The sequence below is a fragment of the Micromonospora sp. KC606 genome (genome assembly GCF_004348675.1).
Lineage (GTDB): Bacteria > Actinomycetota > Actinomycetes > Mycobacteriales > Micromonosporaceae > Micromonospora.
Window position 1 is genome coordinate 30,313 of sequence record NZ_SMKN01000016.1, and the last position, 25,542, is coordinate 55,854.

Genomic DNA, 25,542 nt, shown 5'->3' on the forward strand with positions numbered 1-25,542 from the left:
GCTGATTGTCCGCGCCGGTGCCTGGCCTTGTGCCTGCCGCGCACGGCGAATGTCCACAAGCACATCGGCCACGGAGACGCCCCGACCTGAGACAGTGCCGCCCCCGCTTCAGACCGATCGCTCGACTCACCGGAAGGACGTACCTTGTCAGAGCCCTCTCTCCGTCTTGGCATGATCATCGGCAGTGTGAGGAAGGACCGCTTCGGGCCGACCGTCGCCAACTGGCTGCTGTCGCAGCTCAAGGAGCACGATGCGTTCGAGGTGGACGTCATCGACCTGGCGGACTTCCACCTTCCGGCGGACCTCGGCGGCGGCGGTGACTCCGCCGAGTTCCTGACGCGCGTCGACCGTGCCGACGCATTCGTCGTCGTGACTCCCGAATACAACCACGGCTACCCCGGTGGGCTGAAGACCGCCATTGACACCGGCAAGGAGGAGTGGAAGGCCAAGGCGGTCGCGTTCGCCTCCTACGGCGGGATGGCGGGCGGGCTGCGCTCGGTCGAACAGTTGCGCCCGGTCTTCGCCGAACTACACGCCGTCACGATCCGGGCGACCGTTAGCTTCCACTGGGCGCACTCGCTGTTCGACAGCGACGGTCGGCTGCTACAGCCGGAGAAGGCCGAGGCAGCCGTGGACGGCATGCTGAACCAACTCGAGTGGTGGGCCCGCATGCTGCAGTCGGGACGCCGAAACGGCGACTACTGCGACTGAACCGCGGAAAAACCGGCGCACGCGCCGTCGATGGTGGCGCCGTTGCTGGTGCCCAGCCTCGCGCTGACATCGCCGAGCACTTCGGCGTGTCGGCCACGCACCCGGGGCCACGGCGCAAGATGCGGCGAACAGCAGCGTCGGGCGCCGTACGGCTGTGCTGGCCGCCTGCTCGGTCCGTCGCGATGGCGGCGGACCGAGGGGCGTTGTCGGCAACGACGTGGGTCGGACTTCCTCCGCTCCCCGTCAGCAGGCAAACAGGCCCAGTACGGCCAGGTGCACCAAAGGCCCAGGACCTTCTACAAGCCCTATCGTCCCTGGTCAGAAGGAACTTGTCCGCTCTCCGCCCACGCCTTGGACAGCCCCTACCGAGGGGCCGAGGTTAGGAGACAGCCTGCCCGAGACACGACCGGAAGGGGCGGACAACACGATCAACGTTCAAAGACGAGGCACTAGTCGGATTCCTTCACGAGCTGACGTAGCTCAGTCAATTCTCCCCGCATGAGGTGGGTCATCATCTGGCGGTCCGTCGGCGGCAGGGCATCAATTATGTCGGCAGGGACACTCGTGACGAACGAGCGGGCGAGCGAGAGTGCCTCCCTCAGGCTGGCGTCGTCGTACGAATTCAGCGCGCGGAGCGCGTCCCGGATATCGCCTCGGCACATATCATCGCCATACAGTGGGATCAGCTCCGCGGCGAGTGCCGAGATGACCTCGAAGGTGTCGATTACCATGTGCATGCGGGCTACGAAGATCGCCGGTTCGTACTTTCGCTGCGTGATAGAGGGCACGCCCTGGTCCCGCATGCGCCATAGGTAGACGACCTCCGACAGCACGTCGACCGCCGACGCCTCGATGTGCGCCCGTATCATCACGGGTGCGTCCTCGAAAACCGGCAATGTAAAACCGAGTTTCTTCGCGTCCCAGAACGAGCGGCGGAACACCTTGTTCCACACCATACGGTCGCGCACCAGTGCGGTGTCGCGACGGATGTGCGCGCGACGCAGGTCACGGGCGAACGTGTCTCTGTAACCGGGATGAGATCGTACGTCCGTGCTGTTGAAACGACGTACATCTCCCGAGGCGAAGTCAGATCCTGTGGTCTCGAGAGAACCGACGAGCGCGGCGTAAGCGTTGGCGGGAACCACGTCGTCACTGTCGCAGAATGCGAGGTAACGTCCATGTGCCGCACGCACGCCGGTGTTGCGGGCGGCGCTCAGGCCGGCATTCGGTTGCTCAAGCACGCGGATACGGGAGTCCTGACGGGCCCATCGGTCGGCTATCGCCCGACTTCCATCGGTGGAGCCATCGTCGACAACGACGATCTCGATGTCATCGAGTTTCTGACAGACCAATGACTCAAGACAGGGTGAGACGTACGGTTCGACCTCGAACATCGGGACGACCACGCTCAGCACAGGCGGTGACATGAACTTGGTTCTCCATTCCTGAGATATGGTTCCTGCGAAACCGGACCCCGGCGTTCGCCATCGCCGATCCTCGCCGTGGGTGCAGGCTGCGGCGGGTCAGCTGGCCATCTGCAACTTGCGCCCACGGTGAAGGCGCTTGGACACCACGGCGTGCGCCACGGAGGCAAGGGTGGCGTGCCGGTGCCAGCCGGTGAACGTGCGTCCTGCGTAGTCGCGAATGCCCACGCGACCCGCGATCTCGGACTCCTCCAGTCGGACCCGCTGTACGAGACTGGCCGCGTACAGCGTCCCTGGAAGTCGGTCCGCGGTGAGGTTGGTCAGCCACGCGTGAAAGGCGCCGTCCGCTCGCCCAGCCCTCAAGCACAGCAACCCGAGGTCGGATGCGCGAGTCATGTCACGACCGTGTACGGGCGGCCGCAACGGGGATGTCGGCAGCTGAACCGAGACCCTGGCAACCAGGCTGGTATGTACCGTGTCGTCCTCCCACGGGTCGTACCACGGCACCGGGCACCGCATCGACTGACTCGCCCAGGTGATCTGCTCAGCCGGCAACACCGTCCCGACGCGGCCGACGAGAGCCGGATCCCGCACGACGAGCGGGGTCGCGGGCCCGACGCGCAGCAGGAACCGCGTCCCGGTGAGGGCCAGGCGTCTGACCACGGCGAGTGCGTCGAGCCTTCTGGCGTCCAGCACGAACGGGATGCCGGCGTCCACACCCTGCGGAAGGATGTTCCGGAACGCCTCGACGACACCGCCTTCGATGGTGGTCGGCCGCAGCGCGGCGGGGATGACGGCGCGCGAGCGCCGCTCGTCGTCGGCAAGCCATTCCTGCGGTACGTGCAGCCACCAGCCGACGGGGATGCTGCCGCGCTCCGACGCTGCCCAGATCCCGAAGGACAGCTGGACGTTCTGGGTCCGCCCGCCGTCGGTGAAGAACGACGGGGCCACCCCTACCGAGTGCTCGCCGGTCTTCGGCACGACCATCGGCTCCACCACCCATGCTCGCACCGGCCGGTTCGCCAGGGCATGCTCCGCCAGCGCCCGGCGAACCGGCATCCAGTCCCAACTCGAGTCGTTGATGAAGTGGTGCAGACTCTGTTCCATTCCTGGCACGTCGAACATCTGTGCGATGTTGCGGACGGACTTGCGCCCGGAGGTGTTGAGTAGGCCGGTGACGTAGCTATGCGCCTTGTCCCGCTGGTCCCGACGCCGCAACGAGCTGAAAAGCTCATCGCACAACTGCTCCACGACCTCGTCCTGATTGTCTCGCCCGCTCGACTGGCGTGCGACACCACCGATACGTTCCCTGCGTTTCTGATGCATAATATCCCCGCTTTCAGATTTACCTGAAATTCAATTCCGGGCTACGGAGACGTCTCACCAAGTCGAATTGTTTCCCGGCAGGCCGAAGTTCGTCATGTCGCACAGGTCGGCGGGACGTACGGCAAAACGCGCCGTCCGGTATCGCGGAGTTCAGGCCGGGAAGGGATGGATAGTTGTGGGCGACGGCCATACGCGCCTCACGATTGCAATACGGAAATTTCTGAGAACGGGCCCCGCCTGCGGTGGATCCCGCGAGCGCCGAGGGCCACGGCAGACGGCCGATCGGTGCCACATGGGTGTCCCGGCGAACGCCGTGCCGCCAGCCACGGGGCAACTGGCGGGCCAGAGCCCAGATGGCAGACTGAGCTAGATCATCTGTGACTATGCGGAAGTAGTCGTCCAGCGCCTCGTCGCTCATACAGGTATCCGCCAATCCTTCGGTTTCGCCAACCGTAGTCATGGCGGGTTATGCACCGGTTATCCGCTCGAATGGGCCACGTCGCCCGGCTCGTCAGGGCCGTTCAGCATCAAAAGGGCGGCGTGAGTGACCCGTCGTGATCGGGGCGCAGCGGTGTTCGCACCGCGGCGTGGGGACAAGGCTCGAATCATCTGGCCGCGTCGTACTGGCGCTGGCACTGGCGCACCACGCTCCGCCTGGCTAGACGCTCCGACGTCAGCGAAGCCGTGATGGCCCGGTCCAGAGGCACATCGACCAGCATCGGCAGGCGGCCTCAGCGGGCGAGTCGCGGTCGCCGCTCGGGCGACGCCGGTTCAGCCCGGGGGCGGGAGCCGGGGCGCACGCCGTGGATACGGCGAATGCTGGTGGCGACGATCGAGGGTCGTCAGCTGGTACATCTTCAGGCCCGCCGCAGCGCGGTGACACGCCTCACGCCCCTTCGGTGCGCCTCGCTCGTGTCAATACGCGAAGTTGCCGGATACGACAGCCATCTGTGATCGCCAACGGAACGCCTGACCCGTCAGACCAAGCTGTTCGTGAATCTCCGCCAACGCCTCGTAGGCATGCTCCGCATATCGGTCGATCTCGAGCATCTGGCGATACCACTTCATCGCGGCCCACGTGTCCCCAGCAGCCACGTCCAGCTCGCACAACCAGGTCAGCGCCTGGAGAACCTGCGTTCGTAGCCATTCCCGACGATCCGCAGCCCAACTGGCATCGCTCTCGGGAAGAAATGCCCCGTGATAGGACTGAACCGCAAGACGGAATTGCTCGGCTGCGGCAGCCCGGTCGAGGCGGGCCGCCGCACGGCGGCCCGCCTCGACGGATGCCTCGACTGCCTCGAAATCTGTCCACAATGAGTTTGCTTGCAGAACGTAGCCGTCCGCCCAGCTTTCGATCCGGACGGCGTCGGTACCCTGAATGCCACACCGCACCGCGTGGACGGCCACCTTGAGCGAACTCGACCCATCCGGGCGTTTGCCAGGCCACAGCGCGTCATACAGTTGGTCTTTGGTGACCAGTCGCTCCCGGTGAACGACAAGGTACTGGAACAGTGCCGTGGCCTTGCCGGCTCGCCACGCCAGCGCCGGGCGGCCGCCGATAGTCAGCGTGTAGCCGCCAAGAAATCGGGCCTTCACGGTAGCGCCGTCGTGCCGGACCATCTCCACTCCCGCCTGTCCCCAAGGCCAACGTTGGTTCTGGACGCTAGGCGCACGGCGGAGGCTGGCCAAGGTAGCGGCTACTTTCCAGAAAGAATGATCTACCAAGGTCGTAGGAGGTCGTGCGACAAACAGGGCGGGCGGCGCCGTCTCCCGCACCGCCCGCAGGTGACGAAGATCGGCGTCGATCGTTGGCAGCCGGCCGCCTGGCGTCCACGATCGTGGGGTCCTGGTCGAATCGGAGGCCCTGAGATGGAGAAGCGTGTCGCATTCGTCACCGGATCGGCCGGTGGCATCGGTGCCGCAATCGCCCGGCGGCTGGCCGAGGACGACATGGCGGTCGCACTGGTCGATCTCCCGTCGCTACGGCTGTCACAAGTCGCCGAGGTGCTGACCGACAAGGGAATGGTCGTCTGCACCGTGCCCGCCGACGTGTCGGACCGGGCGCAGGTCCGTGCCGCCGTCGCCGACGCCGAACGCCGGCTCGGTCCCATCGACGCGCTCGTGAACGCTGCCGGCGTGCTGCGGCTCGGGAAGGTGGGCGAGTTGACCGACGACGACTGGGCCGCCACGTTCGCGGTCAACGCGTACGGCGTTTTCTGCACGTCGCAGGCCGTCGTGGAACGGATGGCGCCACGCGGGCGCGGCGCGGTCGTCACCGTTGCGTCGAACGCGGCGGGCACACCGCGGATGTCCATGGCCGCGTACTGTGCCTCCAAGTCGGCGGCGACGATGTTCACCAAGGTGCTGGGCCTGGAGATGGCGGAACACGGCATTCGGTGCAACGTGGTCGCGCCCGGGTCCACCGACACCCCCATGCTGCGCTCGATGTGGTCCGGCGGTAGCGGCCCCGAGACGGCCCTCGCCGGGTCGCCGGAGGCATACAAGGTGGGCATCCCGCTGCGAAAGCTGGCGTCCGCCGAAGACATCGCGGATGCCGTCGCGTTCCTGCTCTCCGATGCCGCCGGGCACATCACGATGCACAGCCTCACGGTCGACGGTGGCGCCGCGTTGGGTGCCTAGGTGCCGTACCGGTTCCCATAGAGGAGAAGAACATGGGTGAACTGTCAGCCGCCGGTACGGCCTTCGCCACCGACGCCCGGGAGGGTTCGGTGAGCGCGGCCGAGGCGGAGCTGTCCCTGCTGGACCGCGTCCTGTCCGCGGAACCACCTCCCTTCGCGCTGGTGTACCGGCCGGAACGGGGCGGCACGGAATGGGTCGATGTGATGGTGGGCGAGGTTGGCACACCCGAGACGCTTGCGGAGGTGCCGCTGCCGCCGGCCGGCGGCACCGGTCCCAGCCAGGACGTGCTGGTCCTGATCCCCTTCCGGCAGATCGCCGAGCGCGGGTTCGAGTGCGTCGACGACGGCACACCGCTGGTTTCCATGGCCGTCAGGGAACACGCGCGGCTGCCACTCTCCGCGGTCCTGGACCGGCTCCCGCGACTGCGGAACCGGTTTCTCAACGAACACTTCGACATCGCCGACGACGAGTACGAGCGGATTGTCCGGCGGGTGATCACGGACGAGATCGGTACGGGCGAGGGCGCCAACTTCGTCGTGCGACGCTCCTTCGTCGCCGACATCGCGGACTACTCGCCCGGCCACGCGCTCGCCTGGTTCCGGCGCCTGGCACGGCTCGAAAAGAACGCCTACTGGACGTTCATCGTGCACACCGGCAAGGGCACCCTGCTCGGGGCCAGCCCGGAGCGCCACGTCAGCTGGTACGACGGCACCGCGGTGATGAACCCGATCAGCGGCACCTATCGGTACCCCGAATCGGGGCCGTCACTGCTGGGCGTGCTCGATTTCCTGGCCGACCGCAAGGAGGCGGACGAGCTGTACATGGTAATGGACGAGGAGCTGAAGATGATGGCCCGAATCTGCGACAGCGGCGTCCGGGCAGTCGGTCCCTTCCTGCGTGAGATGGCGAACCTGGCGCACACGGAGTACTTCCTCGAAGGTCGCAGTGCCCGTGACCCGCGCGAGATCCTGCGGGAGACGATGTTCGCCCCAACGGTGACCGGCAGCCCACTGGAGAGCGCATGCCGCGTGATCGGTCGGTACGAGCCGAAGGGACGCGGTTACTACAGCGGCGTCGCGGCACTCATCGGGAGGGACTCCTCGGGCGCACGCACGATGGACTCGGCCATCCTCATCCGAACTGCCGACATCGACGTGAACGGACGGGTGCACATCGGCGTCGGCGCCACCCTGGTACGCCACTCGGACGCCTCAACCGAGGCCGACGAGACCCGGGTGAAGGCCGCGGCGCTCATCGCGGCGGCCGACGACGAGCCCCAGCCGCTCGCCGAGCATCCACAGGTGCGGACGGCCCTCGCGGACCGGAACTCGCTCATCGCGGGGTTCTGGCTGACCGAGGACGCGCAACGGCATCGTCCGGAGCCGGCCCTCGACGGTCGTCGCCTGCTCGTGGTGGACGCCGAGGACACGTTCACCTCCATGATCGGGCAGCAGTTGCAGGCGATGGGATGCGTGGTGACGGTGCGGCGCTTCGACGAACCGTACGATCTGGACGGCTACGACGCGGTCGTCATGGGTCCCGGGCCCGGTGATCCACGCGTCACCGACCATCCCAAGATTCGCCAGCTGCGGTCGACGGTGTGCGAGCTGCTCGCCCGGCGTCGCCCGTTCCTCGCCGTCTGCCTCAGCCACCAGGTGCTGAGCCGGGAACTGGGGCTTCCGCTGCACCGGCGCGGCGTGCCAAGCCAGGGCGTCCAGCGCGAGATCGACCTGTTCGGCCGTACCGAGCGGGTGGGTTTCTACAACACGTTCGTGGCCCAGAGCACCCACGACGAGGTCGACTGCGCCGGGATCGGCACCGTCGAGGTCAGCCGGGACCCGCGGACCGGTGAGGTGCACGCGCTGCGCGGGCCCCACTTCGCCTCGTTGCAGTTCCACGCCGAGTCGGTCCTCACCCAGGACGGTCCCCGAATTCTCGGCTCGCTCCTCTCCTCGCTGCTGCCCCGACGCGTCCGTCGAAGGTGATGTCGATGCGTTGGGCCCGCTCTTTCGGCCTGGACCGGCGTTTTCGGCCTTGTCCGGTTGGGTCCAAACTCAACACCGCGAGGTAGACGCGCTTGAGCGCCGCGGCGAACTCAGGAACCGATCGTTTGTACAGTCCCCCGAACGGAGGGCCACTGGCCGCCACGCCCGCCCGGTAAACACCACCAACACAACGACAAGCATCGACCCGGCCCTAATTCTGTAGGCGAGCGTGCGCGACAAATTCCGCCGCCGCCCGACCGGCTCTCCGGCTCACCTGACGAATTATCCGACGAGGATTTGCGGCGCCCGACGAGCGGTCAAAGACTTGGAATGCCGAAAGCGAAACAGTTACCGAACGGATCCGGGGGATCGCCGTGCTTGCCACACAACTGTCTCTGGACGGATCTGTCGACGCCGTCGAAGGCGTCATACCCGGCAGGGACCTGGGGCCGGCCCTGCAGCAGCCAGAGTGGAGCGACGAGTCGCTGGTCCGGCGGGTGCGCGAGACGCTGGCCGCCCGCCCCGGCCTGGTCGACGGCCGGGACGTGGACACCTTGCGTTCCCTGCTGGCCGTCGTCGCCGCGGGTGGCGCGGCGGTGATCCAGGCCGGCGACTGCGCCGAGGACCCCGCCGAGTGCACCCCCGGTTACGTGGAACGCAAGGCCGGGCTGCTGGACTCGCTCGCGGGCACCTTGAGAATGAACATCGCCAAGCCGGTGCTGCGGGTGGGCCGGATTGCGGGCCAGTTCGCCAAGCCTCGCTCGAGCCCCACGGAGCGGGTCGGGGAGTCCGAGCTGCCGGTGTACCGCGGCCACATGGTGAACGGCCCCGAACCCGATCCAGAAATCCGGCGGCCGGATCCCCGGCGGATACTCAGCGCGTACCGGGCAGCCAGCGCGGTCATGGACCACCTCGGCTGGCCGGGCCGTAACCACGAACACCACATCGGTCCGGCGGTGTGGACCAGCCACGAGGCACTGCTGCTCGACTACGAGATTCCCCTGGTGCGCAAGCTCGAGGACGGCAGGCTGTTGCTCGCCTCCACCCACTGGCCGTGGCTGGGCGACCGCACCCGCCAGCCGGACGGCGCCCACGTCGCCCTGCTCTCGCGGGTCGTCAATCCGGTGGCCTGCAAGGTCGGGCCCAGGATGACGGCAGGCGAGCTCCTCGCCCTCTGCGACCGGCTCGACCCCCGACGGGAACCGGGGCGACTCACGCTGATCGCCAGGATGGGAGCCGACATCGTCGGCGACCGCCTGCCGGCACTGGTGTCCGCGGCCCGCGCAGCCGGGCATCCGACGATCTGGCTGTGCGACCCCATGCACGGCAACACGGTAGGGACGCCGGACGGATTCAAGACCCGTTCGGTGCGGACGATTACCGAGGAGGTGCTCCGCTTCCAGGTCGCCGTCCGTACCGCCGGAGGCGTCGCGGGCGGCCTCCATCTGGAGACGACCCCCGACGACGTGACCGAATGCGTGCGGTCTGACTCCGACGTCGAGAACGTCCGGCACAACTACACCAGTTTCTGCGACCCCCGGCTCAATCCCGCGCAGGCGCTCTCCGTGGTCTCGGCATGGCACAGGTGAGACTTACGGCAGGACATCGAACGCGGTGTTCGACAGATTTCCATGGAAAGGAGAGATCTATGGCGGGCATTCCGGCGATTGCGCCTTACTCGATGCCGACGGCGGATGAGCTGCCCGACAACGTCGCGCAGTGGGTTGCCGAACCCCGGCGCGCGGCTTTGCTCATCCATGACATGCAGCGATACTTCCTCCGCCCGCTGCCGGAGAGCGTCCGGCACGAGCTCGTCCGCAATGTGGTTCTCCTGAGGCAGAGGTGCACCGCGCTCGGCATGCCGGTCGCCTACACGGCGCAGCCCGGCGACATGACGCAGGAGCAACGCGGCCTGCTCAAGGACTTCTGGGGCACCGGCATGACCACGACACCCGCCGACCGGGAGATCGTCGAGCCGCTCGCACCCACCACCGACGACTGGATGTTCACCAAATGGCGCTACAGCGCCTTCTTCCGCTCCCACCTGCTGCAACGACTGCGTGCGGCCGGCCGGGACCAGCTCGTCATCTGTGGCGTGTACGGGCACGTCGGTGTCCTGATGACCGCGATCGAGGCATTTTCCAACGACATCCAGCCGTTCCTCGTCGCGGACGCCATCGCTGACTTCTCCGCCGACCATCACCGCATGACCATCGACTACGCAGCCCACCGCTGTGCGGTGCTCACCACCGTGGCAGAGATTCTGGCCTGACAAAGCCAACGCGGACGTGGCCGACCGCACCCGGGCCGGCACCGCCCGCGCCCGAACCTGACAGACCTGCCCGGCCCGGGCCGACGACGGGCGCCCGACCTGGAATCTGTCGACAGGTGCGGGCACCGCCCGGATCGACATGATGGGGAGAACGACATGGCAACGTTCCTGTGGGCGTGCTACGACGGTGGCGGCAACATGCCGTACGGGCTCGGCGTAGCCCGTGCGCTGGCGCGACGGGGTCACCGCGTGGTCTTCGCCGGCCGCCCGGAGATGACGCGCAAGGTCCGGCCGACCGAGTTCGATGCCGTCGAGCTGCGCCAGGCGTACGCGAACGCCGACCGCTACCAGGACGATCCGCGTGGTCGCACGCTGGCGTACCTCACCTCGCCCGCCGTCGCCGAGGAACTGCTCGCGGTCGCCGCCGCGGAGCGCCCCGACGCGGTCGTGATCGACTCGAACTTCGGCGGCGCACTGGCGGTGGCACCGCGCTTCGGCGTGCCCACCGCGGTGATCCTGCACTCCTTCCTACGCCGGACCCTGGGTAGCTGGCGAACGATGATGCGCCACCAGAGCCAAACCCGAGTGTCCCTCGGCTTCGAGCCGTTGCCCGAGTTGGACGAACTGTTCGGCGCCCGGGATTTGTTCATGGTCAACGCGATCGACGAGTTTGACGGCCCGGTGGGCAACCCCTGGCCCAACGTCCGCTACGGCGGTCCTGTCCTCGAGGACGACACCCAGTGCCGCCCGTACGAGCTGCCGTGGGCACCCGACGACCCGACCCCACTGGTGCTGGTCAGCTTCACCACCGACGAGCTCCAGAACTCGGTCACCAAGTTGCAACGCACGCTCGACGCACTCGCCGCGCTGCCGGTCCACGTGCTCGCCACGACCGGCACGGTCGACCCGGGCCGGATCACCGTACCGGCCAACGCCCGCGCCGTCGCGTTCGCGACGCACGGTCCACTCATGAGACGGGCCTCGCTCGTGGTCAACCACGCCGGCTACGGCACGGTCATGCGTGCGCTCACCCACGGCGTCGGCATCCTGTGCCTCACCGGGCAAGCCGAGGACCAGCGGGTCATCGCCTTCGACCAGCCGCCCACCGCCGAGTTCGTCGAGGAGCACCGGGTCGGGCTGAGCGTGGCGGCCACGGCGAGCGTGGCGAAGATCCGGGCAGCCGCGCGAAGGATGCTCGACGAGCCCGACTTCCGGTCCAACGCGCGGCGACTGGGCACCCTGGTCCTGGACAGCCAGGGGGCGGACGCCGCGGCGCGGCACCTCACCGCGCTGACCGATCGGGTCACGGCCGATTCGAACTGACCCGTCGTCACGGCCGGGCGGCGACGCAGACGCCCGGCCGTGACGACGTCCGGAGCCGTCGCGCAATCATGAGCTGCTGGGCCGTCAGGAGCGGGCGCGCAGCAGGTATTCGGGCGCGGCCGGCAGCCGGTGGCCAATCAGCGGGCGCAGCACCGGATAGGCTGCGGCGTCGCCGACGAGCACCCCGCCGAGCAAGGTCGCGTCGTCGGCGGCGAGCACCAGCCGTGCGTACGTACCAGCATCCTCGTCGGCGTAGACGAGATCCCACGCGCCCTCGGTCCGCCCGTGCGCGTCGCCGAAGCTCGCGACGTCGACGCCGAATAATTTGAGCTTCGTCGACATGTCAGCACCCGGGAAGGCCGCGTCGCCCTGACCGAGCAGCACCGCCGCGACCGCGTCCGCCATGCGGTAACCGGGAACCACCAGGCCGTAGACGCGACCGTTCACTGCGGCGCACTCGCCGACCGCCCAGATGTGCGGGTCCGGCGTACGGCAACGGTCGTCCACGAGGAAGCCGCCGCGCTCGCCCCGGGGCAGCCCGGCGCCGTCGGCGAGGTCGTCCCGGGCACGCACCCCGGCGGAGAAGACGACCACGTCCGCCTCGATGGTGCTGCCGTCGGACAGCTTCACCGCCCGGACCCGCCCGTCTGCGCCGGCCTCCACGCGCTGCGTGGCGACCCCGCAGTGCGCCGTGATGCCGACCCTACCGACGAGGTCGCCGAGCAACCGTCCGGCGTCCGGGTCGATTTGCGCCGGCATGAGGTGCGGGGCCATCTCCACGACCCGCGGCCGCATGCCGAGCAGCCGCAGCGCGTTGGCCGCCTCGAGGCCGAGCAGCCCTCCCCCGATCACGACGCCCGGCCGGTCCGGCGCCGCCGCGGCCCGGAGGAGGTCCAGGTCGTCGAGCGTCCGGTAGACGAAACACCCGGGCAGGTCACGCCCCGGGATCGGAGGCACGAACGGCCGCGAACCGGTCGCCAGGACCAGGGCGTCATAGCGCACGGAGGCACCGTCGGACGTGGTCACCAGGCAGGCGACCCGGTCCACGTGGGTGACTCGGACCCCGAACCGCCACTCGACCAGCGAATCGTGCAACAGGTCGTGTCCCAGCAGGGTGAGATCATGCGCGCTCTTGCCATCCAGATAGGACGAGAGTGCCGTCCGGTCATAGGCCGGGCGATTCTCCTCGCCGAGCACCACGACCCGCCACCGGCCCGCGGTATCGCGGGAGCGCAGCTCCTGCACCAGCCGGTGGCCGACCATGCCGTGGCCGACCACGACGAGCACCGCGGTCACCGCAGCGCCTCGCAGATCCGCCGCACCACGTCGACGCATCGGCCGCAGCCGGTGGTGGCCCGGGTGGCGGTTGCCAGCGCGCCGACATCCCGGGCGCCCCACTCATGCCACGCATCGTGCAGGGCCTGCTTGGTGACGTTGTTGCACATGCAGATCACCGCCTCAGCCGGCATCTCGTAGTCGGGGTCGTCGCACCCGGCGGCGCCGAGCAGGAGGCCGAGCATGCCGCCGGGCAGCGGCGTGTCCCGGTCGTACAGCTGGGTGAGTGCGGCGGCGGCATGTGGCAGGCCCACCACCACCGCCCGGGCGACCCGCTCGTGCCGCAGGGTCACGCGGGCGTACCGGCCACGCACCGGATCGGACAGCAGGACGGTCTGCCCGTCCGGGACATCGGTTGGGCCGATCGCGGCGACATCGACGCCGCCGGCGCACAGGCGGGTGAGCGGGCGGCTGGGCCGGTGCCGAGCGGGCTCGCCGGTCAGCACGGCGGCCAACGTGTCGGCCTGCTCCCAGGCGACGGTGACCCGGCCGGCAACGACGCCGTCGAGCTCCGCGCAGTCGCCGATCGCGGAGATGCGGGGATCGCTCGTCCGCAGCCGCGCGTCCACCACCACGCCGTGCCGCACCTCGAGGCCGGCGCGGCGGGCCAGCCGGGTGTCCGGCTCGGCGCCGACGCAGAGCAGCAGCACGTCGGCGGGCAGGCGCCGGCCGTCCGCCAGCCGGAGGACGCCGCGCCGGTATTCGACCGCCCGACCGTCCAGCAGCACCTCGACCCTGGCCGACTCCAGGTGCCGGACGAGCATGCCGCCCGCGGCCGGGTCCAGCTGGCGGTTCATCGGGGCAGGGTGGCAATGCACGAGAGACACCGCTCGACCGGCTGCACGTAGCGCCGCGGCCACCTCGACACCCAGCACGCCGGCGCCCAGCACGACGACGCGCCCGGCGGGCAGATTCGTGCAATCATCCAGCGCCCGGACCACCCGCACCCGCGGGTGCGGCCGCCCGTCGACGCGCCGCAGGCCGGCGACGGCGGGCACCCGGGCACGCGCGCCCGTGGCCAGGACCAGATGGTCGTACGGGTAGCCGTGCCCATCGCCGGTTAGCACCAACCGCCGCCGGCGGTCCACGGCGACCGCCGTGACCCCGAGGCGCACGTCGGCGGTTCCCGGCGGCCCGGGCAGCGCCACCGCGGCCGGTGGCAGCACGCCGGCCAGCACGGACGGCAGCAGTACCCGGTTGTAGGCGGCGACCGGTTCCGCGCCGAGCACGGTGATCGTCCCGCGGTAGCCCCGCCGGTGCGCCTGGCCGACGAACCGGTGTGCGGCCGGGCCGTTGCCCACGATGAGCAGCCTGGTCACGACGCCACCGCGTGCGGCTGGATCCGGACGGCGCAGACCTTGAGCTCGGGCATCCGGCTGCGCGGGTCCAGCGCGGGGTTGGTAATCAGGTTGGCGCGACCGGCCCCGGGGAAGTGAAAGGGCAGGAACACGGTGTCCGGGCGCAGCGTGCTGACCAGCCGGACGCGGGCCACCGTGCTGCCGCGCGCGGAGGTGATCAGCGCCGGCACGCCCTCGTCGAGCCCGGCCCGGGCTGCGGTGTCCGGGTGGACCTCGACAAACGGCTCCGGCGCGGCGTCGTTCAGTGCGGCCACCCGCCGGGTCTGTGAACCGGACTGGTAGTGGGCCAGGATCCGTCCGGTGGTCGCGTAGAGCGGGTAGCGCGCGTTCGTGGTCTCGGCGGCGTCCCGATGCTCCACCGCCGCGAACCGGGCCCGCCCGTCGGGATGGTGGAACCGGTCGAGGAACATTCGGGGCGTGCCGGTGGGTGCGGACGTCGCGTCGCACGGCCAGTACAACCCTTCGCCGGCGGCGAGCCGCTCGCGGGTGATGCCGGAGTAGTCCGCGGTTCCGCCGCTCGACGCCCGCCGCAACTCGTCGAAGACCTCGCCGGGATCGGCCGGGAAGCGGTCCGAGGGCTGGCCGAGCCGCACCGCGAGGTCGTGCAGCACCTGCAAGTCGGTGCGGATACCGGCGGATGGCGGGCGCACCCGCCGGCGCAGCAGCACGCGGCCCTCCAGGTTGGTCATCGTGCCGTCCTCCTCGGCCCACTGGGTGACCGGCAGCACGACGTGGGCGAGCCGTGCCGTCTCGGACGGAACGAAGTCGGCGACCACGAGCAGATCCAGGGCGGACAACCGGCGGACGACCCGGCCGGCGTTGGGCGCCGAGACCGCTGGGTTGGCCCCGAAGACGAGCAGCGCCCGGGGGCCGGAGGCGGTGCCGAGAGAATCCAGCAGCTCGACCGCGCTGCGGCCGGGACCGGGCAGCGAATCCGCCGGCACGCCCCACACCGCGGCCACGTGGGCGCGGGCGGCCGGATCGCTGATCGACCGATATCCGGGCAGCTGGTCGGCCTTCTGCCCATGCTCCCGGCCGCCCTGACCGTTGCCCTGGCCGGTGAGGCAACCCCAGCCGCTGCCCGGGCGGCCGGGCAGACCCAGCGCGAGGGCCAGGTTGATCGTCGCCGCCACGGTGTCCGTGCCCTTGCTGTGCTGCTCCACGCCCCGTCCGGTGAGGATGTAGCGGCGCCGGGCTCCGTGCAGCATCTCGACCGCCCGGCGTTGCAGGGCGACCGGGACGCCGGTGACGCGTTCGACAAGCTCCGGCCACCAGGCCGCGACGGCCCGGCGGGTCTCGTCGAACCCGGTGGTGCGGGCGCGGATGTAGTCGTCGTCGCACCGGCCGTCGACGATCGCAAGGTGCAGCAGGCCGAGCAGAAGCGCCAGGTCGGTGCCGGGCGTGGGCTGTAGGTGCAGGGTGGCGAGCTCGGCCGTGGGGGTCCGGCGCGGGTCGATCACGATGAGGTCGGGTTGCTGAAGCTGTCGGACCAGGGGTGGCATCGTCTCGGCGACGTTCGCGCCGGCCAGCATGATGACGTCCGCCGCCGCGAGATCGGTGACCGGGAAGGGCAGCCCCCGGTCGGCGCCGAAGGCCGCGTTGGCGGCGGTCGCGGCCGACGACATGCAGAACCGGCCGTTGTAGTCGACCTGGCTGGTGCCCAGCGCCACCCGGGCGAACTTGCCGAGCTGGTACGCCTTCTCGTTGGTCAGGCCGCCACCGCCGAACATCGCGACCGCGTCCGGCCCGTACGTCTGCCGCAGGTGCCGCAGGCGACCGGCCACGACGTCGAGTGCCTCGTCCCAGTCGCACGGCACGAGGTCGCCGGCGGCGTCGCGGACCAGTGGCCGGCGCAACCGATCGGGAGTGTCCAGCACCGCCGCCGCGGTCCAGCCCTTCTGGCACAGGGCGCCCTGGTTGACCGGGAAGTCGGCCGGCGACACCGTGACCTGGTCGCCGTCGCGGCTCAGCCAGGTGCCGCACTGCAGCGCGCAGTAGGGGCAGTGCGTCGCCACCCGGTCAGGCCCGGCCAACGTGCACCATCCCGTCCGCGCGCGCGGCGCTGCCCTGCGGCTCGGCCTCGGCGCCCGGCCTGCGGCGCATGTACACGACCCAGGTCACCACCATGCAGAGGGCGTAGATCACGATGAAGGACGCGAAGGCGGATGTTCCGCTGCCGGTCGCCGAGCCATAGCTGCCGCGGAAGGCGAGGTTGATGGCCACGCCGCCGAGCGCGCCGACCGCGCCGGCGATGCCGATCACGGCGCCGACGAGCCGGCGGGCGTCGGCGAAGGCGCGCCCAGCGTCCCCACCGGCCGTGATGACGTGCTCGGCCCGCCGGGCGAAGACCACCGGGATCATCTTGTACGTCGACCCGTTCCCGACGCCGGTCACCACGAACAGCAGGGTGAACGCGGCCACGAACGCCGGAAAGGACTCCGCCGTGGAGGCTCGGATCAGCCCGACGGTGCCGGCGGCCATGGCCGCGAAAGTCCAGAACGTCACCCGCGCCCCGCCCCAGCGGTCGGCCAGCCAGCCGCCCATCGGCCGGGAGATCGAGCCCAGCAGCGGCCCGAGGAAGGTGTAGGACGCCGCCTGCAGCGGGGTGGCACCGAACTCCGCCTGCAGCACGAGACCGAACGCGAACCCATAGCCGATGAACGAGCCGAAGGTGCCGACGTAGAGCAGCGAGATGATCCAGGTGTGCCGGTCGCGGCTCGCGTCGCGCAGCCCGCCCGGATCGGCGCGGGCCGCGTCGACGTTGTCCGCCCACCGGGCGACAGCGAGGCTGACGAGGACGATGGCCGGAAGATAGGCCGCCGCCACGTACGCCGGGTGCGTGTCACCCGCCGTGGCGATGACCAGCAGGCCGACGAGCTGGACCGCGGCGACGCCGAGGTTGCCGCCGCCGGCGTTGAGGCCGAGCGCCCAGCCCTGGTGGCGGCGCGGGAAGAAGTGGGTGATGTTGGTCATCGACGAGGCGAAGTTTCCACCGCCCACGCCGGCCGTCGCGGCGATGACCAGGAACACCCACAGTGGCGTGTCGGGCCGCTGGACGAAGAAGAACGCCAGCGACGTCGGCACGAGCAGCACTGCGGACGCGAACACCGCCCAGTTTCGGCCGCCGAAGCGGGTGACGGCCCTGCTGTACGGCAGACGCAGCACCGCACCCACCAGGGTGGGGGTGACCACGAGCAGGAACTTCTCGTCCGGCCGGAAGTCGAAGCCGATCTCCGGGGACATGAACAGCACCAGAACCGACCACATACACCACACCGAGAAGCCCACATGCTCGGAGATGATGGAAACGACCAGGTTGCGGCGGGCGATCCGCCGGCCGTGCCGGTGCCAGAGCTCGCGGTTCTCGGGATCCCAGTTCGCGATCCACCGGCGGCGTGCGGGCGCCGTTGTCGTCCGCACGGCTACGATCGCTCGGTCAGCAGACGGGCCAACTCCAGTCGCTTGATCTTCGTGGTGGCGGTGTGCGGCAGGTCCTCGAGCCGCCACTGCACCGGATCGGCCATCGACGGCAGGCCGGCCACGGCCGCGTCCCACCGGTCACGGTCGAGGGGCTCGTCGTCACGGGTGCAGACGACCGGCACGGCGCGGCCGTCCGGCCCGGGCACCAGGATCGCCTCGATGATCTCGTCCATCCGGGCGAAGAGCGCGTCCTCCACGGCGAGCGTGCTGTCGATGCCCGGGATCAGGTCGACCTCCCGGTCGAGCAGGTGCAGGCATCCCCAGCGGGTGCGGTAGCCGACGTCGCCCATGCGCCACCAACCGTCGTTGACCTGCTTCGCATAGCGCTCGTGCTCGCCAAGGTAGGTGACGATCCGGCCGTCGCTGCGGACCTCGATGTAGCCGGGGGTCGACTTCGACGGCGTGGCTCCGTCGCGGCTGACCACTCGCACGGCGGTCATGCCGGGGAATGGCACGCCGACGCAGCGGCCGTCCGCGTCCGCGCCACGATGCCGGCTGTACGGGCGGCCCGCGATCGGCCCCACCTCGCTCTGGCCGTACATCTGCATGAACACCGGCGCGCGCCGGCGGGAGGCGCCGAGCATCCGGTGCACCGTACGCGGGTGGATCGCGTCGAACGTGCTGCTGAAAACATTGACGTTGCCCAGCGGCTCGCGCGGGTCGTCGGCCAGTTCCTCCCAGCGCATGAAGGAGTTCGGGTGTGCCTCGATCAGCCCGGGCGGGGCCTGGGTGAACACGTCGGCGACCACGGCGGGGTCGTCGTGGGCGAGCACGATGAGCTGGTGTCCCTGGAGCACCGCGATCGGCATCGCGGTGAACATCCGCGAGTGCACGAAGGAGACGTGGATCGCGACCGGCTCGCGGCTCGGCACCAGCGCGGCGATGGCACCCTGCGGCCGGTAGCGGGACTGGAAGGTGAATCCGGTGTGCACGGCCAGTTTCGGCGTGCCGGTGGTGCCTGAGGTGTGCGTGATCAGCGTGGGGTGGTCGGGCGGCATCTGCACCGCCGGCACGCGGCTTGTTCCGGCGAGCGAGGGTAGCTCGGTGGCGCCCTCGTGACTGCCGGAGGCGAGCAGTACCCGGGACGCGAGGTCGAACACCGATCCGGGCAGGTCGTTGTCCAGTTTGGCCTGGTCGGTGAGCAGGTACGGCCGGTCCATCCGGCGCAGCAGCTCCGCGACCGTGTCGCCATCCAGCTTCGGCGACAGCAGCGCCGGAACCGCGCCGATCCGGGCCGCACTGCAGGCCAGCAGGGTGATGTCGAAGCCATTCGACTTGTGGATGACCACCCGGTCGCCGGCGCGCGCGCCGGCCGCCCACAGCCGGGACGCGAAGTCGTCCACCAGGTCGGCGACCTCGGTCATCGTCAGGCGGCGTCCGCGCTCGGGCGCGATGTCCAGGGTGTGGTCGAGAACGACGACGTTGGCCGGGTACCGGGCGGCCGCGCGGTCGAATAGGGTACCCAGCCGGATACCTCGGTTGCCGATCCTCTGCAACAACATCTTCCTACCCCCTCCGCGGCTCGTTAGCCTTCAATGACGGACTTGATGCGCCCGAGGGTCCAGGCGATATCCTGGGCCAGCTTCTCGGACCATTCCCGGATAAATCGCTCGCGCTCGTCCTCGTCCAGGTCGGCGACGATCTTGTAGATTCCTTCGGTGGGCCTTTCCATCCGGAAGTGGTGCACCAGAACGCAACCCCGCGCGGCCGGCTCCAGGTCGAATCCCCACACGCTCGACTGGTTCTCGCCGGCGTGCGTCAGCATGGCCCACTGGAAGGTCCGGCCCGGCTCGGCCGCGATGATCCGCGCCTCGGTGTACCAGGTGCCACGGACCAGCGGCGCCCAGCCCACCACGTCCTCGCTGCGCAGGTTCTCACCCCGGAAAACCGCGCCAACGGCGGCCGGCTCGCCGGAGATCCACTCTCCTCCGCGGCATTCTGGGCTCCATTCGGAACTGCGCGTCAAATCGCTGACCACGGCATACACCTGACCCGGGTCGGCATTAACGGGGATCTGTCCACGCAGATCGAACAACGGCGACTTCTCGACAATTGACAGTGTCATATCTCTATCGTGGCGACCTCTTCCAGAAGGGTCAAAGAACGGTTCAGGGGTCCGTCAGGTCGACCGTTTCCCGCAGATCGGTGCGCAGGATCAGCCGCCGGCCGTGCGTCTCACCGGCCTCGACCCGCCGGTGTGCTCCGGCCATGGCGCTCAACGGCAGGAACTCGGAGACCCGGGGACGCAGCCGCCCGTCGGCGAGCAAGCGGTTGATGGTGACCGCAGCCTCCGCGAGCTCACCGGTGCCGGCCTGCGAGATGGCGAAGCCGACGACCGTGCAGTCCTTCAGGTACAGCGGGCCCACCGGCAGCACCTTGCGGGTGCGAAGGCCAGCCATCAGCACCAGCCGCCCCCGATGAGCGAGCAGGTCCACCGCCCCCTCGAGGTCGTTCACGCCAGCGGTGTCGACATAGAGGTCCGCGCCGCCCGGGCACGCCTGGCGGAGACGCCCGGCGAGCTCGGGATCGCGGTAGTCGAGCACCTCGTCCGCGCCGAGCCCGCGGCAGTAGTCGGCGTCGTCGGCGCTCGCCGTGGCGACGACCCGGGCGCCGGCCGCGACGGCCAGCACGACGGTCGCTGCGCCCACGTTGCCGCCGGCGCCAATGACGACGACGGTTTCGCCCATCCGCAGCCGGCCGTGGGTGAACAGCGCGAGGTAGGCCGTCGCCGCCGGGTGCGCCACGGCGACCGCGTCCTCCGGCCGGACGCCGTCGGGCAGGTGATAGAGCCGGTCGGCCGGGACCACCGCCTGCTCGGCGGCGGCGCCCTGCCGGCCGCCGTGTCCGAGGCTGTTCGACCACACCGGATCGCCGGCCTTGAATCCAGGAGCACCCGGGCCGGCCACGGTGACCGTGCCGACGAGGTCCCGCCCGACGACGAACGGGAACTCGACCGGGGTGCGCCAGGCGCCCGACCGGACGAAGGTGTCGACGTTGTTGACCGTGACGGCGATGACGTCGACGAGCACGTCGTTCGGCCCCGGGACCGGCGCGGGCAACTCGCCGATCCGGATGTTGTCGGGCGGGCCCAGTTCTTCGAGGTAAGCAGCACGCATGACGCGTGATTCTGGCAGCGCTCGCTAGACCTTCCGAAGCAATCGCCCAGCCTCTGTCAGGTCCAAAGCTCCCGAGGCTGGGCGGTTGGCGGAGTCCTTGCGTGTGCCCTGGGACGTGGCGGTACTGGTGCTGCCCGCAGGCGTGGGGCCGGCCGAACGCGTACGGCACCACGCTTCCGGTCAGGACGTGACACATCCGGTTCCAGACAACCTCCTGCGGCCGCTGCGGCTGATATCAAGGTGGTCGAGCTGTTCACCCCGGGCCGTGGCCGCCCCAGTCATCGCCTCAAGCCGAATACGCACGAGAGGGTCACCTCAATTCCCTGACGCGGCGGACAGCGCCGCTCCCGCTCAGCACGGAAGGACAAGACGATGGCAGCCCTCAGGACGTGCTTCGTCGTCATCAGCGATTCGGTTGACGATTCTTTCGAGGACTTGGTACTCAGTATCAGAGCCTTCTGTCCGGGCTCTGACATCGCCTGGTACAACTCAGGTCAGCGGCGCGAAGCACCGTTCGGCCTGGAGCGGGTGCTGCCCGACCGACCGCTGAAGCAAGGCAGGATAACGCCTGCGTTCTTCGATACTTTCGAGTGGGCTGCCGACCGCGACTACGACTGCGTCGTCAACGTCGACACCTACCTCGCCTTCATCAAGCCGGGTTTTCTGGGATTCATCGAGTCCCAACTGCGGGACGCCGACTATCTGGGTTCGGGCCTGCGGTACCGCGTTCCTCGGATATCGATGTGGCCGCCCTTTCGCACCCTCGGTGAGGAACGCGAGGAACTGACCGGAATTCTGGGAACCGATCACTTCAAGCGGGCCTTCGGTTGCGTTCAGGTGTTCGGCCGGGGATACATCTCGGCTCTGCTGTCCAGTGACCGGTATCCGGCAGTGCGGGCTTTCGTGGAGCGAAACCAGCGCCCCGATCGATCGAGGACGCTGCACGAACTGATTTTGCCAACGTTGGCCGAGAGCGTCGGAGTAAAGTCTCGGTCCTACCCGGACCATCTGACCACCTTCAACCGGTTCCGGCCATTCCAGTCCGAGCTCGACCTGACAACAGCCCTGGCTACAACGGATGCCTTCTTCGTCAACCCGATCCGCCGTAGCGCTGCGGATCCGGTCCGGAGATTCGTCAAGGAACTCGTCGGCAGCGGGGCTCGGCGGTCCGGCGAAACCACGCACGCCACAGCCGTCAGGGAGAATGCCATTTCTAGTGTGAGGAGCGAAAATGCCTGACGGAATTCACGCTGTGGCGTGGAAGTCGACCGTCCCAACGGAGACGACCAGCGAGAAGTTCTTCCATGGCGCAGACCACGGCGGCAAGGATGTGAGTGGCGCCGATCTTTCCGGGAAGGGGCTGCGGGGGGCGAGCTTCTCGAATGCGGCCCTCATCGAGACCGTTCTGCGGAGGGCTGACCTCTCCGGAGCATCCTTCTCCTCAGCCGACCTAAGCCGTGTGGATCTCAGCATGGCATCTCTCGGCGGCGCTTTTCTGGGCTGGGCGAAGCTGAGCGAGGCCGATCTCAGCGGTGCATACCTGCGGGGGGCTGACCTTCGTGAGGCGAATCTGACCGGCGCCTTCCTGAATGGTGCTGACCTCTCCGGCGCGTTCCTAGGCGACGCCGATCTGCAGGACGCCGACCTGAGGCGCGCGAATCTTGACGGTGCTGATCTGCGTGAGGCCAACCTGGTGGGCGCCAATCTGGAGGGGGCCAGCCTTCGCGGCACCCTGCTCGCCGAGGTGAGGTGGAGCGATGGGACGCGATGGCCGAGCGATGCCGAGGAGGCGATCAACGGGATGTCGCGGACCGAGCCCACCGGTGCTTTCACGATAAACGATGAGGGGTACGGATCTGCCGACATCCGGCTGCCGGCTCCGCTGGAATGACACGAAATACCGCACGGCGCCAGAGCGGGTTGCATCCTGGTCGACGGCCAGCAGCATGCCAGCGCGGTACCGACCGAGGACGTCCGACATTTCAGCCACCATCGGCCGAACCAAGGCCACGGGCAGATACCACCCAAGGCCGGCTCCACGCCGGGCCGGGCATGACGGGAGGAGCTGGCGGCCCGGAACCGGGTGGAGATCGCCGCGTGGGCGTGGGAGTGGCAACTCGTCGGGTGGCGGGCGATCCTGACCGACAGCAGACGACTAGACGGTGTCTACTCATCCTTGGTAGACACCGTCTATGCGAGCTGACGAAGGCCTACGCGATCGCCTCATCCGCGTCGGCGGCCAACTAGTCGACCACGAGGGCCCGTCCGCGATCTCGCTGCGCGAGATCGCCCGTCGCGCCGGCGTCTCCCACGGCGCGCCGCGCCGATACTTCCCCACCCACCTCGAGTTGCTGTCGGCCATCGCCCGCGACGGATACACCGAGCTCACCGCCCGAGCGACCGCCGCGCTGGCCGAGACCCCCGCCGACCCTCGCGCCCGGCTCGCAGCACTCGCCCGGGTCTACTTCGACTTCGCCGCCACCCGCAGTGGCCGGTACGAATTGATGTTCCGCCATGACCTGCTGGAGAGCGGTCACCTGAGACTGCGCGACACCAGCCTGCCGCTCTTCCTGCTCCTCACCGACCTGGTCGCCCAGGCCCGACCCGAGCCGGAGCCGCCGGCTCAGGTCGTCGCAGGAGCGCTGTGGGCGAACCTGCACGGCATCGCCCAACTGTGGAACTGGGGCAGCCTCCCCCTCGCGACCGGCGCCACCGATCCCGGCGCGCTGCTCGACGCCACCCTCACCGCCCACCTCGGACCCGCCGCATGACCCGCACCCCACCCTTGTACGCGTTGGCCCGGCACACCATCGGCCGATACCTGCGCCATTCCTGGCGCCCCACCGCCACCGGCCTCGGGCACCTCCCACACACCGGCGGCGCGATCCTCGCCGCCAACCACCTGTCCGTCGCCGACCAGTTGTTCCTCGGAATCCTGACGCCCCGGCACATCGCCTTCTGGGCCAAGGCCGAATACTTCCGCTCCGCCGGGCCCCGTAGCCGCCTCACCCGACGGGTCGTCACCGGGATGGGCGCCATCCCGGTCGAGCGCGGCGGCGGCCGGGCTTCCCTCTCGGCGATCGACGCCGCCTTGCCCGTACTGCGCTCCGGCAGCCTGGTTGCCGTCTTTCCCGAGGGCACCCGTTCCCCCGACGGCCGCCTCTATCGCGGTCGCACCGGCGCGGTCCGCCTCGCCCACCAGGCCGGCGTGCCCATCATCCCGGTCGGAATCCGTGGCACAGATCGCGTGCGCCCGCCCGGCGCGCGCCTTCCCCGGCGCCACCCGATCAGCATTACCTTCGGGCCAGCCATCCCGGTGCACATCGAGGCGCCAGCGGACATCCGCCGGCTCACCGACACCTTGATGGCCACCATCCAGTCCCTTACCGCCCAGGAGTACGTGCCGCACTACGCCCGAACCTGATCGCAGGCCGGCTACCGCTCGACGTATCGAACTCCCGCGAGCCTTCGTCAAGATCAGGTGCGCACATCTGGCTGCAAGGCGCACCAGGCTCTGAGGACGTCACGGTGGATAGAAACTGATCACCGGGCCGCCGGGCAGTGGGTGCGCGGATCTGCCGATGACCGTGCGTGCCGCCTGAGTGCTCGCACTCGTCCAGATCTCCCGGGCTGTTAACGTTCGATCCTATGTGGACCGAGGAAGTCGTGGCCGAGCGGCCGGCCTGGCGGCACATCCCATCCGGCATGGTCTTCCGAAGGGTGCCGGGTGGGACGTCCCGCATGGGGCTGTCCGAGGCGGAAGTGGCGGCGGTGCGCGCAATCGAGCGAAGTGAAGGAGTCGAGAACTCTTGAGCCGTTTTTCGCCGGTGCCGGGGCCGCCCAGCCGGTACGCGAGGTGCGGGTCGCACCATTCCTGATCGCCCGGCATCCGATGACGGTCGCGCAGGTCCAGCACTGGTTGCCTGAGTACGAGGACGACTACGCCGACGCGGACTCCGGCACGGCACGAATCGAGGATGAACTGGACGACCTGCTCGACGCTTTGCCGTTCCGGCTGCCCAGCGAGGCGCAGTGGGAGTACGCAGCCCGAGCCGGCACCACCACCCTGACCTTTCGCGGTGACGGGAAGCCCGGCGAGGACCACCTGCTCGACGACTTCGGTGATGAGCAGCGGATCGCTGCCGCTGAGAATGCGTTCGGGCTGGCGGCCATGGGCTCGGCGAACGAGATCTGCGCCGACGTGTGGATCCCCGGTTTCGTGGGCGCGCCGACGGATGCCCGCCCACGCACCGGTGACGGTCCCAGGGTGGTGCGCGGCGGTGGCGCCGACGTCTATCCCTGGCAGGGCTGCGACGAATGGCTCCTACTGCTCGCCGCCACCCGGTATGAGCACGCCGAGTTCACCGCGGTCCGCCCGGTCGCACCACTGCCACCCGGCAAGTAGCCAGAGCTGCTGGACGAGACGGACACACCGCAACGTCCGCTCATACCAGACCAAGCGTCACTCCGTGGCGAGGTGGGGTGGGTCGAACGGTCGGTAGCCGAGATGAGTGCGTGGCTGGCACAGGCGGGAACAGCGCATGCCGGCTCCGCTGTCGCGCCGTACGCCGG

20 protein-coding genes and 1 pseudogene are annotated in these 25,542 nt (G+C 69.3%); 11 read left to right on the forward strand and 10 right to left on the reverse strand.

Translation table 11 applies throughout. From position 1 onward, the window contains the following. The first annotated feature begins 171 nt into the window (after positions 1-171). Positions 172-711, forward strand: a complete 540-nt coding sequence (locus E1193_RS06470; RefSeq protein WP_132181207.1) for an NAD(P)H-dependent oxidoreductase — start codon at positions 172-174, stop codon at positions 709-711. Between the two features lie 449 nt (positions 712-1,160). Here E1193_RS06470 and E1193_RS06475 read toward each other — a convergent pair whose 3' ends face one another. From E1193_RS06475 to E1193_RS06485, 3 genes are all read right to left on the reverse strand, one after another. Continuing rightward, on the reverse strand, positions 1,161-2,138 hold the full coding sequence (locus E1193_RS06475) for a glycosyltransferase (RefSeq protein ID WP_132181209.1): 978 nt from the start codon (positions 2,136-2,138) through the stop codon (positions 1,161-1,163). A gap of 96 nt (positions 2,139-2,234) precedes the next feature. Then, entirely contained in the window at positions 2,235-3,386 is a 1,152-nt protein-coding gene (locus E1193_RS06480) for a transposase (protein ID WP_165945660.1), read from the reverse strand. A gap of 990 nt (positions 3,387-4,376) precedes the next feature. Further along, the gene (locus E1193_RS06485) at positions 4,377-5,081 is read right to left on the reverse strand and encodes a BTAD domain-containing putative transcriptional regulator (RefSeq protein ID WP_132181213.1); all 705 of its coding nucleotides are present in this window, start codon (positions 5,079-5,081) and stop codon (positions 4,377-4,379) included. Positions 5,082-5,330: 249 nt separating this feature from the next. Between E1193_RS06485 and E1193_RS06490 the strand changes: the two genes are divergently transcribed. From E1193_RS06490 to E1193_RS06510, 5 genes are all read left to right on the forward strand, one after another. After that, positions 5,331-6,101 carry a 2,3-dihydro-2,3-dihydroxybenzoate dehydrogenase gene (locus E1193_RS06490; protein WP_132181215.1) on the forward strand — a complete coding sequence of 257 codons (771 nt, stop codon included), beginning with the start codon at positions 5,331-5,333 and terminating at the stop codon, positions 6,099-6,101. Between the two features lie 110 nt (positions 6,102-6,211). Beyond that, positions 6,212-8,086 carry an anthranilate synthase family protein gene (locus E1193_RS06495; RefSeq protein ID WP_243707332.1) on the forward strand — a complete coding sequence of 625 codons (1,875 nt, stop codon included), beginning with the start codon at positions 6,212-6,214 and terminating at the stop codon, positions 8,084-8,086. Between the two features lie 374 nt (positions 8,087-8,460). After that, positions 8,461-9,675, forward strand: coding sequence for a 3-deoxy-7-phosphoheptulonate synthase (locus E1193_RS06500; RefSeq protein WP_132181219.1), 1,215 nt, complete (start codon positions 8,461-8,463; stop codon positions 9,673-9,675). A 59-nt stretch (positions 9,676-9,734) separates the two neighbouring features. Continuing rightward, complete coding sequence (locus E1193_RS06505) at positions 9,735-10,358, forward strand: isochorismatase family protein (protein ID WP_132181221.1); 624 nt, start codon at positions 9,735-9,737, stop codon at positions 10,356-10,358. Between the two features lie 156 nt (positions 10,359-10,514). Continuing rightward, complete coding sequence (locus E1193_RS06510; protein WP_132181223.1) at positions 10,515-11,681, forward strand: glycosyltransferase; 1,167 nt, start codon at positions 10,515-10,517, stop codon at positions 11,679-11,681. An 84-nt stretch (positions 11,682-11,765) separates the two neighbouring features. Here E1193_RS06510 and E1193_RS06515 read toward each other — a convergent pair whose 3' ends face one another. From E1193_RS06515 to E1193_RS06545, 7 genes are read right to left on the reverse strand one after another with little or no spacing between them, the layout of a single operon-like run. Continuing rightward, positions 11,766-12,977 carry an FAD-dependent oxidoreductase gene (locus tag E1193_RS06515; RefSeq protein WP_132181225.1) on the reverse strand — a complete coding sequence of 404 codons (1,212 nt, stop codon included), beginning with the start codon at positions 12,975-12,977 and terminating at the stop codon, positions 11,766-11,768. Continuing rightward, the gene (locus E1193_RS06520) at positions 12,974-14,335 is read right to left on the reverse strand and encodes an FAD-dependent oxidoreductase (RefSeq protein WP_132181227.1); all 1,362 of its coding nucleotides are present in this window, start codon (positions 14,333-14,335) and stop codon (positions 12,974-12,976) included. Before E1193_RS06520 ends, E1193_RS06515 begins: the two co-directional genes overlap by 4 nt. Continuing rightward, positions 14,332-16,389: a molybdopterin oxidoreductase family protein gene (locus E1193_RS06525; protein ID WP_132181269.1), complete on the reverse strand. Its 2,058-nt coding sequence runs from the start codon at positions 16,387-16,389 to the stop codon at positions 14,332-14,334. The genes E1193_RS06520 and E1193_RS06525 overlap by 4 nt, the downstream gene beginning before the upstream one ends. A gap of 4 nt (positions 16,390-16,393) precedes the next feature. Continuing rightward, positions 16,394-17,794, reverse strand: coding sequence for a nitrate/nitrite transporter (locus tag E1193_RS06530; protein WP_132181229.1), 1,401 nt, complete (start codon positions 17,792-17,794; stop codon positions 16,394-16,396). A 2-nt stretch (positions 17,795-17,796) separates the two neighbouring features. Continuing rightward, on the reverse strand, positions 17,797-19,356 hold the full coding sequence (locus E1193_RS06535) for an AMP-binding protein (RefSeq protein WP_132181231.1): 1,560 nt from the start codon (positions 19,354-19,356) through the stop codon (positions 17,797-17,799). Between the two features lie 23 nt (positions 19,357-19,379). Next, entirely contained in the window at positions 19,380-19,919 is a 540-nt protein-coding gene (locus E1193_RS06540; RefSeq protein ID WP_132181233.1) for an SRPBCC family protein, read from the reverse strand. A 43-nt stretch (positions 19,920-19,962) separates the two neighbouring features. Beyond that, complete coding sequence (locus E1193_RS06545; protein WP_132181235.1) at positions 19,963-20,970, reverse strand: NADPH:quinone reductase; 1,008 nt, start codon at positions 20,968-20,970, stop codon at positions 19,963-19,965. 372 nt (positions 20,971-21,342) lie between these two features. On the opposite strand from E1193_RS06545, the gene E1193_RS06550 reads away from it, so the two are divergent. From E1193_RS06550 to E1193_RS06570, 5 genes and pseudogenes are all read left to right on the forward strand, one after another. Further along, positions 21,343-22,209: a hypothetical protein gene (locus E1193_RS06550; protein WP_132181237.1), complete on the forward strand. Its 867-nt coding sequence runs from the start codon at positions 21,343-21,345 to the stop codon at positions 22,207-22,209. Next, positions 22,202-22,861, forward strand: a complete 660-nt coding sequence (locus E1193_RS06555) for a pentapeptide repeat-containing protein (RefSeq protein ID WP_132181239.1) — start codon at positions 22,202-22,204, stop codon at positions 22,859-22,861. The genes E1193_RS06550 and E1193_RS06555 overlap by 8 nt, the downstream gene beginning before the upstream one ends. A 301-nt stretch (positions 22,862-23,162) precedes the next feature. Next, entirely contained in the window at positions 23,163-23,741 is a 579-nt protein-coding gene (locus E1193_RS06560; protein ID WP_132181241.1) for a TetR/AcrR family transcriptional regulator, read from the forward strand. Then, positions 23,738-24,394, forward strand: a complete 657-nt coding sequence (locus E1193_RS06565) for a lysophospholipid acyltransferase family protein (RefSeq protein ID WP_132181243.1) — start codon at positions 23,738-23,740, stop codon at positions 24,392-24,394. Before E1193_RS06560 ends, E1193_RS06565 begins: the two co-directional genes overlap by 4 nt. Before the next feature lie 224 nt (positions 24,395-24,618). Beyond that, positions 24,619-25,375 (forward strand): annotated as a pseudogene (locus tag E1193_RS06570) (SUMF1/EgtB/PvdO family nonheme iron enzyme). Positions 25,376-25,542 lie beyond the last annotated feature (167 nt).

Excerpts from the sequence above, each read along its gene's own strand:
- E1193_RS06470 (WP_132181207.1), top strand. The coding sequence starts at position 172 with ATGATCATCGGCAGTGTGAGGAAGGACCGCTTCGGGCCGACCGTCGCC.
- E1193_RS06475 (WP_132181209.1), bottom strand. The coding sequence starts at position 2,138 with ATGTCACCGCCTGTGCTGAGCGTGGTCGTCCCGATGTTCGAGGTCGAA.
- E1193_RS06485 (WP_132181213.1), bottom strand. The coding sequence starts at position 5,081 with ATGGTCCGGCACGACGGCGCTACCGTGAAGGCCCGATTTCTTGGCGGC.
- E1193_RS06490 (WP_132181215.1), top strand. The coding sequence starts at position 5,331 with ATGGAGAAGCGTGTCGCATTCGTCACCGGATCGGCCGGTGGCATCGGT.
- E1193_RS06505 (WP_132181221.1), top strand. The coding sequence starts at position 9,735 with ATGGCGGGCATTCCGGCGATTGCGCCTTACTCGATGCCGACGGCGGAT.
- E1193_RS06510 (WP_132181223.1), top strand. The coding sequence starts at position 10,515 with ATGGCAACGTTCCTGTGGGCGTGCTACGACGGTGGCGGCAACATGCCG.
- E1193_RS06535 (WP_132181231.1), bottom strand. The coding sequence starts at position 19,356 with ATGTTGTTGCAGAGGATCGGCAACCGAGGTATCCGGCTGGGTACCCTA.
- E1193_RS06540 (WP_132181233.1), bottom strand. The coding sequence starts at position 19,919 with ATGACACTGTCAATTGTCGAGAAGTCGCCGTTGTTCGATCTGCGTGGA.
- E1193_RS06545 (WP_132181235.1), bottom strand. The coding sequence starts at position 20,970 with ATGCGTGCTGCTTACCTCGAAGAACTGGGCCCGCCCGACAACATCCGG.
- E1193_RS06550 (WP_132181237.1), top strand. The coding sequence starts at position 21,343 with ATGGCAGCCCTCAGGACGTGCTTCGTCGTCATCAGCGATTCGGTTGAC.
- E1193_RS06555 (WP_132181239.1), top strand. The coding sequence starts at position 22,202 with ATGCCTGACGGAATTCACGCTGTGGCGTGGAAGTCGACCGTCCCAACG.
- E1193_RS06560 (WP_132181241.1), top strand. The coding sequence starts at position 23,163 with ATGCGAGCTGACGAAGGCCTACGCGATCGCCTCATCCGCGTCGGCGGC.
- E1193_RS06565 (WP_132181243.1), top strand. The coding sequence starts at position 23,738 with ATGACCCGCACCCCACCCTTGTACGCGTTGGCCCGGCACACCATCGGC.